A 14,669-nucleotide genomic window follows, 5' to 3' on the forward strand; every position below is an offset into this window, starting at 1 on the left:
CATTTTTAGCATATGAATTATGAAAAAATTTGATACGCGGAAACGTCATCAGCAACTGTCCGAGGCAGGATACCATTTGATAAAAATGTTTCTGCGACCCACTCAATATATCATTGGTATTGGACGAGTTTTGCTGATGACAATGGTTTTGCCTACTTTTCCCGAAAGAAAAGTAGGTCGCACCGAAGGTGATTACACTTATACTAATCACATAAATCTATCTTTATTTCCCTCAAAACTCTTCTTGTTTCAAATGAGTTCGCTCACTCATCCAGCGATAAATCACAGGTAGAATCACCAGTGTCAATAAAGTAGATGACACAATCCCACCTATCACCACGGTCGCCAATGGTCGTTGAACTTCCGCACCTGTACCTGTTGCCAGTGCCATGGGAATAAAGCCCAGTGATGCCACGCAAGCCGTCATCAATACAGGTCTAAGACGTAAAATCGCACCTTGCCACGTTGCATGATAGACATCCATCTGCTGACGCAGTTCCTTTATAAAGGTCAGCATCACCAGACCATTCAGCACCGCCACACCTGAGAGTGCAATAAAACCTACACCCGCAGACATCGACAAAGGAATATCGCGTAACCACAATGCCACCAATCCGCCACACAGCGCAAATGGCACACCTGTAAAGACCAGTAAACTTTCTTTAACGTTATGGAACACTGCCATCAACAGAATAAAGATGGTGATCAGCGCCAGTGGTACAACCAGTTGCATGCGGGCTTTGGCAGACATCAGATTTTCAAACTGACCGCCATAATCCAGCCAGTAACCCGATGGCATTGGTTGTTTGGCTAATGTGCTTTGCAACTCGGTAACAAATGAACCCAGATCACGCCCTTCAACGTTTGCAGTCACTACGACCCGACGCTTACCATTTTCACGGCTGACCTGATTGATCCCCTCAATGTTGTCGACTTTGGCAACATCCCGCAACTGAATCAACCCACCATTCGGAATCTGAATTGGCAAACTTGCCAGATGTTCAGGAGTACGCTGTGCATCATCCAGACGAATCACAAAATCAAAACGACGGTCACCCTGTAAAATCTGCCCGACATTCTGACCACCGACACTTGTTGCAACCAAGTCCTGAATGGCTTTTACCGATAAACCATACTGCGCAGCCGCAGCATGATTCACTTCCACATTGAGTAAAGGTAAACCCGAAGTCTGTTCAACATTGACTGCTGTTGCACCTGAAATAGTTTTGATTTTCTGTGCAATGAGATTGGCTTGTTGATTCAGCACCTCCATATCATCACCGAAAATTTTCACCCCCACATCACTGCGTACACCTGAAATCAGTTCATTAAAACGCAGTTCAATCGGCTGTGAAAATTCACTGTTATTACCTGGCAAAGTATCCAGAAATGCGATCATGCGCTGACGTAATTCATCAATACTTTCTTTTGGATTTTTCCACTGATCCTTTGGTTTTAACAGCAATACCGCATCGGAAATATTCGGTGGCATCACATCCGTTGCCACTTCCGCAGTTCCTGTACGGGCAAAGATGGCTTTAATTTCAGGAAATTCTTTCAGCAATAACTTTTCGGTATTTTCCTGCATCCGCAAGGACTGTTCCAAGCCCGTACTCGGTGAACGCATCTGCTGAACCGCAAAATCCCCCTCACTGAGCTGTGGTGAAAATTCACTGCCAATCTGTGTCGCTAAAACACCGGTTAGAAACAGAATACAGACCGCAATCGTAACCACGAACACTTTAAAGTCATAAGCTAAATTTAACAGTGCTTCATATTTCTGCTTTAACCACAGCATCCAGCGACTTTCGGTTTCTTTAACTTCACCATTTACAAACAGTGCTACCGCAGCAGGAACAAAAGTCACTGATAGAATAATCGCACCCACCAAAGCCAGAACTACAGTCATTGCCATTGGATGGAACAGTTTGGCTTCCACACCTGACAGCGCAAAGATCGGCAGATAAACCACTAGAATAATCAATTGCCCGAAAATGAGCGGACGACGCGCCTGTTTTGCTGCAAGAAAGACTTCTTTAAATCGCTCGGCACGGCTCAGTAAACGTCCTTTGGCATGCTGTGCTTCAGCCAGTCGACGGATACAATTTTCCACGATCACCACCGCACCATCGACAATAATCCCGAAATCGAGCGCACCTAAACTCATCAGATTGGCACTGATTTTCTGTTCTGCCATACCTGCCAGTGTGAACAACATTGACAGTGGAATCACACATGCCGTAATTAAAGCTGCACGGAAATTTCCAAGGAATAAAAACAGGATAATAATGACTAGAATCGCCCCTTCCACAAGGTTCTTCTGTACCGTTTTAATCGCTCGTTCCACCAGATCAGTACGGTCATAAACGGTTTCAATCACTACACCTTTGGGTAAAGACTGCTGAACTTCCTTCACTTTGGCATCGACTGCCTTTGCAACCGTTCGACTATTTTCCCCCATCATCATCATAGCAATCCCGAGTACCGCTTCCTCACCATTGTAAGTTGCTCCACCAGTACGCAGATCATGCCCAATCGACACCGTTGCCACATCTGCAACACGGATCGGGTAGCCATTTTTATTGCTCAGCGTGACATTCTGAATATCTTCAATACTGTTCAGCGTACCTGGTACACGTACCGTCAATTGCTGACCATTGGTCTCAACAAAGCCTGCACCGCGGTTTTCATTATTTTCCGTCAGTGCAGTCTGCAAATCCGTCAATGGAATCTGCAACTGTTGCAGGCGGCTTAAATCAGGTGTCACCACATAAGTTTTGTTGAATCCACCAATCGAGTTGACTTCAGCAACCCCTGCCACACGCTGCAATTGCGGACGTACAATCCAGTCCTGAATTTCACGTAAATCCATCGCTGTATAAGGCGTACCATCAGGCTTTTTGGCATTTGGTTCAGACTTGATCACCCATTGATAAATCTCTCCAAGCCCTGTGGATACAGGTGACATGGTCGGTGCAATACTGTCAGGCAATTCAGCCTGTGCTTCCTGTAAACGCTGATTAATCTGCTGACGTGCCCAGTAAATATCCGTACCATCTTTAAAAATAATCGTGACTTGCGACAAGCCATAACGGGAAATCGAACGGGTCATTTCCAGTTTTGGCAGACCTGCCATGGCATTTTCAATCGGATAGGTAATCCGCTGTTCCACTTCAAGCGAAGTAAAACCTGTCGCCTGTGTGTTGATCTGCACCTGTGTATTGGTAATATCAGGCACGGCGTCAATCGGCAGTTTTTGATAACTGTAAATCCCAACCCCGATCCACGCGACAATAAACAACATCACCCAGATAGCATTTTTAATCGCAAACTGAATCAGTCGATCAAACAGACCTTCAGGTTCTGGAAGTGCTGTTTCTGTATTTGAATTTTCAATTTTAGAATCAGGAGAATCATTAATGCTCATGGCTAGCTTCTCCTTTTTCCAGTTCAGACTTCAACAGGAAACTGCCTTGGGCTGCATACTGCTGTCCCTGAATCAGACCCGACTGAACTTCAATCCACTGACCATCACCTGAAATCTGCCCTAAAACCACAGGCTGTGGGCTGAATTCAATTTTCTTATCATGTTCATGTGCCACAAAAACCGCATCTTTGCCTTCAATTTTCTGTACTGCACTTTTCAGCACACGAATCGCCTGTGTTGAACCTGCCTGTTGCAGTTGCACATTGACCATTAAGTTTGGACGCAGTTCAGCTGCATTGGACAGGACTTTGGCACGAACCTGTAAACGACCTGTCTGCGCATCGGCTTCACTGTTCAGGGTTTGAATCTGCGCTTTAAATGCATTGCCTGTTTGCAAAGATTTAAATTCAATCTGCTGATTCGGCGCCAGAGCGGCAAACTCAGTACTTGGCGCAATAAATTCAAGCCACAACTGATCCAATTGATCAATAATGAAAAGCTGATCCGCCAACTGTACATTTTCACCAACCACTAAGTCTTTCTTACTGATCACACCTGAAATCGGTGCAGTCAGTACATAACGGCCATTTGAACCTGAAGAAGCACCAAAGGCAGACAGACGCGCTTTGGTCGCCTGCACCTGAATCTGCGCTTGCTGATATGCATTATAAGCACGCTGATAATCCTGCTTGGCAGAAATACCCTGTGACCACAACTGACGTTCACGCTCATAATCCTGTTTTGCCAGTTGCAGATTGGACTGTGCAATCTGTAAATTAGACTGCTGATCCACCAGATCAGGCACTAGTAAGGTCGCCAGAGCCTGCCCTTTTTTCACATGCTGACCCAGTTCAACACTGACCGACTGCACATGACCACTGAATGCAGGTGAAACGTGCGCCTGACGGTCTGTATTGACGGTTAATTTAGCAGGATAAGATGCTGATTTACTCACAGCACCGACTTCAACTTTGGCAAGCTGTACACCCTGTTCCGCCATTTGCTGTGCGCTCAGACTGATGGCTTCGGCATGATCGTCTGCGCCATCAGCACCCTCTTCATGCGCATGATCACCATCTTCTTTATGATCATGCTCCGCTTCTTCTGCATGCCCCTCATCCGCATGCGCTTCTGATTCACCATGACCATGCTCATCCGTTTTAGCAGGTTTATTTTTACCTGAAATAAATAACCCCAGTGCAACCAGAGCAGTGATCACCAAAGCGATAATGATCAGCACTGACTGAGAGATTTTTCCATGTTGATTTTTCAAATTGTGTTTTAGCTTTAACATTTTAATTTCCCTCACTCATTCCACCCACCACAGGCAATGCCTGCGTGTCCTGCCATAACGTCTGATTTAACTGTGCAATCGCATCTTTTGCCATGATCTGATCTGGTGCTAAACCTAAGCTCAGACTTTCGGCTTCAATGGCACGTTGCCAGCCATCTTTCAGTAATTGCACCTTACGCAGACGAACCTCCTGTAACTGCAATGTCGCTTGCTGTACATCAGTCACGGCAAATTTCCCAGCACTGAAACCCAGCAGGGTTTTACGCTGAACCTGTGTAGCGAGGGGAATCTGAGATTGATCCACTTCTTTAAACTGCACTTCCAGGCCCTGTAGTTCGGTCAGTAAGGTTCCGATCTGCAAAGCATTCTGTTTCAAATAAAATTCCTGTTGCTTGCCCAGTAAATCCTGCTTTGCCTGTGCAATCTCGACACCATACTGCTGACGATTGAAAATATTTAAAGGAATAGAAACGCCCACCACCAAGGCATTTTCAGTCGCTGTTTCAGCTGATCTGGTTCGATTCATGCCAAAATTGACTGTTGGATTTGGACGTGCCGATGCCTTGAGCTGATCAACTGTGGCTTTGGCTTGGAGTACCTGTAACTGACGTGATTTCTCCATCAGATTATCTGCAAGATAAGCCTGCACCTGTTGTGGAGTGGAACTTGGCCACAGTGACTGCGGACTTAAACCGATACGGATAGATTTGTCTGCATCGCCCCAGACATTGGACAACTGCTGTGTTGCCACCTGCAACTGCAAGTCTGCCTGACGGTATAAACGGACATTTTCCGCATGGCTAAGCCTGGCACGATCCACATCGACCTGCGCCACACTGCCCGCCTGATAACGTTTCTGAATCGCATTCAGGTTTTCTTCACTGACATTGAGCTGTTCACGAACGACATTGCGTTCCAGTTCAAAAATCGCCAGTTGTGACCACAGATATTTCACCGCCAGTTCAAGCTGTGCCTGATAAATACGTTGATTCAGTACAGTCTGATCTTTGGCAAGTCGCGCCAGCTGCTGTGTAGACTTACGTTCACCAAACAGATCAAGTCTCTGAGAAAGACCAATCGAAAGCTCTTTTTCTTCGTCCGAGCCAAAGCCCGTCTGCTCTATGGACAACTCAGGATTTATCCACAGCTTTGACTGTTTTATATTCGCATCGTTAATTTTTTGCTGAGTTTGCCACACACCCTGCGACTGCTGATACTGCGCAGTTTTCTCAATTGCCTGTTGCAAACTCAGCTTTTGAACAGATGAATCTGCCCATGCAACCGATGACATTAAACTGATGACAACAGTGCTGAGAATGGAATTCCGTATTTTAAATACAACCTTTGATCCTGTTTCAGACACAGGAATCGATTTTTTTATAGACACACTTTTAGACATGATAATGCCCCACTAAAATGAATATTCAGTGGTGGGTCAATCTTTTCGGCTACCCCACCTTATAGCGGGGCGGATGCGGGCGGAGGATTAGGCAGAAATAAATCAGGCGACTGGTACAGATTTTTCCAGTCGATAAAGGCAGATTCAGGATAGGCAACAAATTTAGGCTGATCAGCCTGTTGCGATACATCTGCCACGATAAAATGCGCAAATGAAGGCAAATGATCGCTGTGATCATCATCCAGCTGGCTGATAAACTCACTCATCTGTATACCAACAGTCTGCTTTGAATCATGTGAATGTTGCTGATTCTGTTCACAGTTCAAAGCGACATGATGCCCAAAATGGAACTGTGACGTTACGGTATAGCCATGATTCAGATTTTCATGCGCGCAGAAAGCCGCCGCCACGTTCCATAAACTCTGGAACATGAACAGACTCAGCAGGACTGTCATGAAAATACCTGAACGTTTCACACATTTCACTTCGAAACAGAATGTGCCTACTATAACAACGAAGCACTGTGTAATACCATTACATCCTGTATCCAGTCAGCAGACATAAAAAAACCGGTCAATTGACCGGTTTTTCCTTCAGGTGAAATTAAACACCAATTTTGCGGTATTTCTGACGCTTCGCAACAAGGTCATCGCCATCACGCTTTTGACGGTATGCTTCAAACTCAGCATAGTTACCTGTAAAGAATTCAGGTGTTTCACCTTCAAATGACAGGATATGCGTTGCAATACGGTCTAAGAACCAGCGGTCATGCGAGATCACCATCACGGTACCTGGGAATACAAGAATTGCATCCTCAAGCGCACGTAAAGTTTCGATGTCCAGGTCATTTGACGGTTCATCGAGTAAGATCACGTTCGCGCCCATCTGCAGGATTTTCGCAAGTTGTAAACGGTTACGCTCACCACCTGACAACTGACCTACACGCTTCTGCTGATCCTGACCTTTAAAGTTAAAGCGACCGATATAGGCACGGGATGCAATTTCGTATTCGCCAATTTTTAAGATATCCAGACCGCCAGAAACTTCTTCCCAGACGGTTTTGTTGTTATCCAAAGTGTCACGGATCTGACCCACGTAAGCCACTTTAACTGACTCACCCAGCACCACAGAACCAGTATCTGGTTGCTGTTCGCCCGTCATCATACGGAACAGTGTGGTTTTACCTGCACCGTTCTCACCTACGATACCGACAATCGCAGCAGGTGGCACAACAAATGATAAGTCTTTATAAAGCGTACGATCACCAAATGATTTGCTGATGCCTTCAACTTCTACAACCTTGTTACCCAGACGTGGGCCAGGTGGAATGTAGATTTCAGAGGTTTCATTACGCTGCTGGAATTCACGGGAGTTAAGCTCTTCAAAACGCTCCATACGCGCTTTGTTTTTCTTTTGCTGACCTTTGGCATTTGAACGAACCCATTCAAGTTCTTTTTTCAATGCTTTAGCAAAAGATTCTTCCTGCTTGTTTTCCTGTTCTAAGCGGGCATTTTTCTGCTCTAACCAGGAAGAATAGTTACCCTGGTATGGAATACCCATGCCACGGTCAAGCTCAAGAATCCATTCCGCAACGTTATCCAGGAAATAACGGTCATGCGTAATCGCAACAATGGTACCTGGGAAGTCTTTTAAGAAGCGTTCCAACCAGGATACAGATGAAGCATCTAAATGGTTCGTTGGTTCGTCCAGAAGCAGCATGTCCGGTTTAGACAGCAGCAGACGGCACAGTGCTACACGACGGCGTTCACCACCTGAAAGTTTGGATACGTCTGCATCCCAGGCTGGAAGGTTAAGTGCGGCAGCAGCCTGATCCATCTGGTTCACAATATTGTGAGCATCCCATGAATGGATAATCGCTTCCAGCTTTTCCTGTTCTTTTGCAAGTGCATCAAAGTCGGCATCTTCTGCTGCATATTCTGCAAATACTTCGTCAAGACGTGCTAAAGCATCAAGTGGTTCACGTAAACCATCTTCAACGTTACCGCGAACATCTTTTGTTTCATCTAAAGGTGGTTCCTGCTCCAGGTAACCAATTTTGATACCTGGTTGAGCACGAGCTTCACCTGAGAAATCTTTATCTACGCCAGCCATAATACGGAGTAAGGTGGATTTACCTGCACCGTTTAAACCAAGCACACCAATTTTGGCACCTGGAAAGAATGATAAAGAGATGTCTTTCAAGATTTCGCGTTTAGGCGGAACCATTTTCGACACACGGTTCATCGTGTAAATATATTGGGCCACGTAGGACTCCTCTATAATTAAAAAAACGCTGCAAAAATGCGAGCAATAAATGGCGATAATTATACGCTGAATTTATCAGCTTTTGTTCAGATTCATCCAATTTGCAGATGATATTTTTAAGATATCGCCTGCATTGATTTTTCTGCCCATTTCCCTGCTCTTTACCTTCCCATTTTAAAAATCCTGAAACCCCAAAATACGGATAAATAAATGGTGCTCCTGACTATGTAACATATTTTTGTGACTATTATTTTTCACCCTGTCCATACTGAAAATGAATCGCCATTAAATGACAACGCAATCACGCTATATTATTTTTTATGATTTAAAAATTAATAAACCATTGTTTACTTCATATAAACCAATGCTACACTCTTTTGAAATTTAACAAAAAGTTGATGGAATATGACTTACAAAGACGAAACCCTTGCCATTCATGCAGGTTACAGCCCTGAAGCCACCACCAAAGCCGTGGCCGTTCCTATTTATCAGACCACCTCTTATGCATTTGATAATACTCAGCACGGTGCAGACCTGTTTGATCTGAAAGTACAGGGTAATATCTATACCCGTATCATGAACCCAACCACGGCTGTCCTTGAACAGCGGATTGCAGCACTGGAAGGTGGCATTGGCGCACTTGCAGTGGCTTCGGGCATGGCAGCCATCACCTATTCCATTCAGACCATTGCAGAAGCCGGTGACAATATTGTTTCTGTTTCAACGCTATATGGTGGCACATACAACTTATTTGCGCATACATTGCCGAAACAAGGCATCGAAGTGCGTTTCTTCGATTATCAAAAACCTGAAAGTTTACGCGATCTGATTGATGACAAAACCAAACTGGTATTTGTCGAATCGATTGGTAATCCGCTCGGTAATATCATTGATCTTGAAGCGATTTCAAAAATTGCTCATGAATATGGCGTTCCTGTGATCGTGGACAATACAGTTGCAACTCCAGCCCTGCTCAAACCTTTTGAACATGGTGCAGACATCGTGGTGCATTCACTGACCAAATATATCGGTGGTCATGGTAATAGTATCGGTGGCGCAATCGTGGATAGTGGTAAATTCCCTTGGGGTAAATATCCTGAACGTTTCAAAGTACTGAATACACCTGATCCAAGCTATCACGGCGTGAACTATGTGGAAGCCTTAGGTGAGGCAGCCTATATTGCCCGCTCCCGTGTTGTCCCACTGCGCAATACAGGTTCAGCGATCAGTCCTTTAAGTGTTTTCTTAATCTTACAAGGTTTAGAAACACTGAATCTGCGTATGGAACGTCATACTGAAAATGCGCAGAAAGTCGCTGAGTATTTAAAAGCCCATCCAAAAGTAAAATGGGTCAATTACGCAGGCTTAAAAGATCATCCACAGCATGCGCTTGCTCAGAAATATGTCAAAGGCAAGCCATCAGCCATTCTCTCTTTTGGCGTTCAGGATGGTCGTGACGGTGGTACACGCTTTATTGATGCGCTCCAGCTGTTTACCCGCCTGGTGAATATTGGTGATGCAAAAAGCCTGGCATGCCACCCTGCCACCACCACGCACCGTCAGCTCAATGAAGAAGAACTCAAATCTGCAGGCGTCAGTGTGGATATGGTGCGTCTGTCCGTGGGGATTGAGCATATCGATGACCTGATTGCAGATCTGGAACAGGCTCTTTCAGCGGTATAAATACTGAGATAAAAATTCAGCAGACAGCCCTGATCATCAGGGCTGTTTCTGGACAGAAATCCACTGAAAACCTGTGCAGTTTTTTTATTCTTCAACTGGATACAGTTCCACCATCTTTCATTCCGCTCATCAGCAGGTCAGGAAACAGTTTTTCTGCCCATATTGATTTTCATCACTTTTCAGTGATGGTTTTCCAGCCAGTCAAATCTCAAAAAACAGCACTTCCCTCATCCTGTCAGCATTACATCTTTTCATTGCGCTAAGAGTGTGTTAAAAATCACTTAATAAGGCGAAAAACAATAGAGTATTTACTCTAAAAATAATTCATAAATTCATGGACTTAACCCTAGTATTTTTTTTAATATTGTATATTATTCCCCACCACAGCAACCGATCATCTTTTATACAGAAATCCTCTTGCTGGTACAAAACAAGTAACTACAGCTCAGCAGTTCATCGCGTCAATCAGGGTAAAGAACATGAATCAGAAATTAGAGCAGCTTTTCCAGAAAAAGGTTCAGGGTAAAACCGTTTTAATCACAGGGGCATCAAGTGGCATAGGGCTGACTGTTGCACACAGACTTGCAGATGCAGGCGCGCATGTTCTGCTTGTTTCACGCACCAAAGAAACACTGGATCAGGTCAAAGCTGAAATTGAATCCCGCGGTGGTAAAGCCTCTGTATTCCCATGCGACTTAAATGACATGGAAGCTATTGATGCTGTGTCTGCTGAAATTACAGCTTCCGTGGAACAGATTGATATTCTGATCAACAATGCCGGACGTTCAATCCGTCGTGCAGTACATGAGTCAGCCGACCGCTTTCATGACTTTGAACGTACCATGCAGCTGAATTACTTCGGTGCTGTCCGCCTGGTCATGAATGTTCTGCCACAGATGATGCATCGTAAAGATGGACAGATCATCAATATCAGTTCAATCGGTGTACTGGCAAATGCAACCCGCTTTTCCGCATATGTGGCGTCCAAAGCTGCACTGGATGCATTCAGCCGCTGCCTGTCTGCTGAAGTACATTCACACAAGATTGCCATTACATCGGTCTATATGCCGCTTGTACGCACGCCAATGATTGCACCGACAAAAATTTATAAATATGTACCGACTCTGTCTCCTGAACAGGCAGCAGACCTGGTTGCCTACGCAATTGTTAAACGTCCTAAAAAAGTGGCAACCAATCTGGGTCGCCTGGCATCCATCACCTATGCGGTTGCACCGGACATCAACAACAAACTGATGTCGATCGGCTTTAACCTTTTCCCAAGTTCATCTGCATCGGTTGGTGAACAGCAAAAGCTGAACTGGGTTCAGAAAGCCTATGCCCGCCTGTTCCCTGGTGAGCATTGGTAATTTTTTAAAGATTCACAGATCACAAAAAGGCATCTTCTCTGTTTTGAGTTGATGCCTTTTTTAATGTGGACTGATCTCCCAGAAACAGACCTTTTGATCTCACAGAAAATTACAAAATACGATCACTGTTTCAATTCAGTTTTGTCATAATCAAAGTGATTTTACCCACCCAACAACAAAAGCAATACTGGAAAATCAGAATTTTAATATAACTTTAAGAATACTCAGTCACTATAAGATCAATAAAATGAGGGACAGCCCATGAAAAGTCTTCTTTTCTTTAAAGTGTTTTGTTTCTTTTGTGCAGGTCTGACTGCGTTCAACCTGATCACTGACTTACAACAATCACAAATACAGTTTTTCAGTGTTTTCATCCAGTCAGGATTGATTTTAATTCTGCTTGAATTTGCTGTAAAAAGTAAAATATCACCCGTTACAGCCAATAACACTTCAGCACCTGTGACCCAGGCTGAAAATTCAGAAAAACCCAGCCCATACTGCTATATTTTCTCAAAAATTGGAGCTGGAACTGTAGCTTCCAGTCTGCTGATACAAAGCATGATTTCATAAATATCCCCCCCTTTTAGGGTATGGAAAATAAAAAAACCTCCCATCTGGGAGGTTTTTTACATTTCAGGATTTATTTCGAGCCTTTGATTCCGGCCTGAAGCAACAGCGCACCTAAACCACCGATTTTATTTTCCTGTGGTTTAGCAGCCTGTGGCTTATGCTGATTTGTCTGACGCTGAGGACGGTCCCCTTGCGGACGAGACTGCTGTGGACGCTTCGCCTGCGGTTTACGCTCTCCACGTGGTTCATTGTTTTGCTCACGACGTGGCTGACGTTTAGCAGGTGCTTCTGCACCCTCTGCACGCATGGACAGATTCACACGGTTACGCTCAGCATCGACCGTCAGAACACGCACCTGAACAATCTGACCAGGTTTAACCACTTTATGCGGATCTGCAACAAATTCGTTGGCAAGTTCAGAAATATGCACCAGACCATCCTGATGTACACCAACATCCACAAATGCACCGAAGTTGGTCACATTAGTCACCACACCTTCCAGTTTAAGACCTTCTGTCAGCTGTGAAACCTCAGTAATGTCTTCACGGAATTTTGCAGTACGGAATTCTGGACGGGGATCACGACCTGGTTTTTCCAGTTCGCTTAATACATCCTGAACAGTTGGCAGACCAAACTGATCATCAGCAAAGTCTTCAGCCTTCACCTGACGGATAATTTCGGTATTGCCGATAATATCTTTTACAGTGGTTGCTTTCGCTTCAACAATTTTATTGACCAGACCATAAGATTCAGGGTGAACAGAAGAAGCATCCAGCGGTTCAGAACCTTCCTGAATACGCAGGAAACCTGCTGACTGTTCAAATGTACGCTCGCCTAAACGTGGTACATTTTTCAGTGCCTGACGGTTATCAAAACGACCGTTTTCTTTACGGTATTCCACGATCTGCTGAGCAATGGATTTATTCAGACCTGCGATATACCCCAGAATGGCAGGAGATGCGGTATTTACATCGACACCCACAGCATTCACACAGTCTTCAACCACTGCATCCAGTGTTTTCGCCAGGCTTGCCTGGTTCACATCGTGCTGATACTGACCTACACCAATGGATTTAGGATCAATTTTGACCAGTTCAGCCAGTGGATCCTGTAAACGACGTGCAATCGACACCGCCCCACGAATGGAAACATCCAGATCAGGCAGTTCGTTTGATGCCAGTTCAGAAGCTGAATAAACCGATGCACCTGCTTCTGAAACTGAAACACGGGTCAGTTTCAGATCTGCATTTTCAGCCATCATTTCAGCAACAACTGCTTCTGTTTCACGGCTTGCAGTACCATTGCCAATCGCAATCAGATCAACACTGAACTCACGGCAAAGACGTGCCAGCTCAGCAATTGAACCTGCTTTGTCTTCTTTCGGTGCAAATGGATAAATGGTGCTGTGTGCAACAACATCACCTGACTGATTGACTACTGCCAGTTTCACACCGGTACGGATACCAGGATCGACACCAAGTGTACAGCGCGCACCCGCAGGAGCAGAAAGCAGTAAATGACGCAGGTTTTCAGCAAAAACATCCATTGCCTCTGCTTCAGCGGCCAGACGTTTTTCTGTCAGTAAAGAATGTTCAATCGCAGGACGGACTTTACCCAGCCAGAATAATTTTGCAGTCTGTTTCAGATAGTCACGGCGTGACTGTGGCTGAGCAGCTTCAAGATCGTATTCTGTTTCAACACGGATCAGTGGAGCATCATCCTGACCATCGACTTTCAGTCCAAGTACGTTTTCCTGACGACCACGCAACATGGCAAGTAAACGGTGCGAAGGGATTTTATTTAAATTTTCAGAGAAATCGAAATAATCGCGGAATTTTTTACCGACTTCTTTTTTCTCATCAGATGCGACTGAACTTTTCAGCTCTGCAGTTTTCGCAAACGTCTCTTTCAGCTCAGCTGTCAGGGAAATGTTCTGTGCCCAGTCATCAATGATAATGTGCTGAATGGCATCCAGCTGGCTTTCAGTATCTGGATAATCTTCGTGACTGAATCCTGCAAGTGCTTCAGCAGGTTCAATCTGTTCATTCAGAATTTTATCTGCTGCATCACCCAGGCCTGCTTCTCTTGCCTTGAAAGATTTGCTGGTCCGTTTCGGACGGTAAGGTGCATAAATCTCTTCAAGCGCATTTTTTGTTTCAGCAGCAAAAATCCGTGCTTTCAGGTCATCGGTCAGTTTGCTCTGTTCCGTTAAGGATTCCAGAACTTTTTCACGACGTTCAAACAGATCGCGTAAATAAGCCAGACGTGTATCAAGCTGACGTAACTGGATATCGTCCAGCCCCTGAGTTACTTCTTTACGGTAACGCGCGATAAATGGCACACTCGAGCCTTCATCTATCAGTCGGATGGCAGCTTCCACCTGCTCTGGACGTACGGCAATTTCTCTTGCCAGCTGCTGAACTAAGTCAGTCATCGTGTTTGATCCCATAAGGATGAATACTAAAAGGCATGATTATAAAGACCAAGACTATAAAATCCACAACTGTTTTATTAAATTTATAAGTGGTCAATCCTGCCAGTTCATGACATTTTCACAAATAGTCACTAAATTCACGGATAAGTCCATTTTATATCTGCCTTTTTTCTCCGTTTTACTGCATGATAGATGTATATATTTGGTATCTATGTCTTGATTTTTTCTGC

The 14,669-nt window shown here is 44.6% G+C and carries 9 protein-coding genes; 3 read left to right on the forward strand and 6 right to left on the reverse strand.

What is annotated here, in order from left to right:
• Window positions 1-232 precede the first annotated feature (232 nt).
• The 5 genes from CDG60_RS16865 to ettA form a co-directional block, all read right to left on the reverse strand.
• Window positions 233-3,427 (reverse strand): efflux RND transporter permease subunit, encoded by a 3,195-nt coding sequence (locus tag CDG60_RS16865; protein ID WP_087512108.1) that lies wholly within the window; start codon window positions 3,425-3,427, stop codon window positions 233-235.
• Window positions 3,417-4,721, reverse strand: coding sequence for an efflux RND transporter periplasmic adaptor subunit (locus tag CDG60_RS16870; RefSeq protein WP_087512107.1), 1,305 nt, complete (start codon window positions 4,719-4,721; stop codon window positions 3,417-3,419). Before CDG60_RS16870 ends, CDG60_RS16865 begins: the two co-directional genes overlap by 11 nt.
• A gap of 1 nt (window position 4,722) precedes the next feature.
• Complete coding sequence (locus tag CDG60_RS16875; RefSeq protein WP_087512106.1) at window positions 4,723-6,120, reverse strand: TolC family protein; 1,398 nt, start codon at window positions 6,118-6,120, stop codon at window positions 4,723-4,725.
• Window positions 6,121-6,179: 59 nt separating this feature from the next.
• Window positions 6,180-6,575 (reverse strand): cation efflux protein, CzcI-like, encoded by a 396-nt coding sequence (locus CDG60_RS16880; protein WP_171405470.1) that lies wholly within the window; start codon window positions 6,573-6,575, stop codon window positions 6,180-6,182.
• A 148-nt stretch (window positions 6,576-6,723) separates the two neighbouring features.
• Window positions 6,724-8,385 (reverse strand): energy-dependent translational throttle protein EttA, encoded by a 1,662-nt coding sequence (gene ettA / locus CDG60_RS16885; protein WP_087512104.1) that lies wholly within the window; start codon window positions 8,383-8,385, stop codon window positions 6,724-6,726.
• A gap of 405 nt (window positions 8,386-8,790) precedes the next feature.
• Between ettA and CDG60_RS16890 the strand changes: the two genes are divergently transcribed.
• The 3 genes from CDG60_RS16890 (at window position 8,791) to CDG60_RS16900 (ending at window position 12,005) form a co-directional block, all read left to right on the forward strand.
• Window positions 8,791-10,068 (forward strand): O-acetylhomoserine aminocarboxypropyltransferase/cysteine synthase family protein, encoded by a 1,278-nt coding sequence (locus tag CDG60_RS16890; RefSeq protein WP_087512103.1) that lies wholly within the window; start codon window positions 8,791-8,793, stop codon window positions 10,066-10,068.
• Between the two features lie 479 nt (window positions 10,069-10,547).
• Complete coding sequence (locus CDG60_RS16895) at window positions 10,548-11,435, forward strand: SDR family NAD(P)-dependent oxidoreductase (protein WP_087512102.1); 888 nt, start codon at window positions 10,548-10,550, stop codon at window positions 11,433-11,435.
• A 261-nt stretch (window positions 11,436-11,696) separates the two neighbouring features.
• Window positions 11,697-12,005, forward strand: a complete 309-nt coding sequence (locus CDG60_RS16900) for a hypothetical protein (RefSeq protein ID WP_087512101.1) — start codon at window positions 11,697-11,699, stop codon at window positions 12,003-12,005.
• Window positions 12,006-12,075: 70 nt separating this feature from the next.
• On the opposite strand, the gene CDG60_RS16905 is transcribed toward CDG60_RS16900, so the two are convergent.
• Window positions 12,076-14,439 carry a Tex family protein gene (locus tag CDG60_RS16905; protein ID WP_087512100.1) on the reverse strand — a complete coding sequence of 788 codons (2,364 nt, stop codon included), beginning with the start codon at window positions 14,437-14,439 and terminating at the stop codon, window positions 12,076-12,078.
• Window positions 14,440-14,669: the final 230 nt, after the last annotated feature.

The organism is Acinetobacter chinensis (genome assembly GCF_002165375.2).
Taxonomy (GTDB): domain Bacteria; phylum Pseudomonadota; class Gammaproteobacteria; order Pseudomonadales; family Moraxellaceae; genus Acinetobacter; species Acinetobacter chinensis.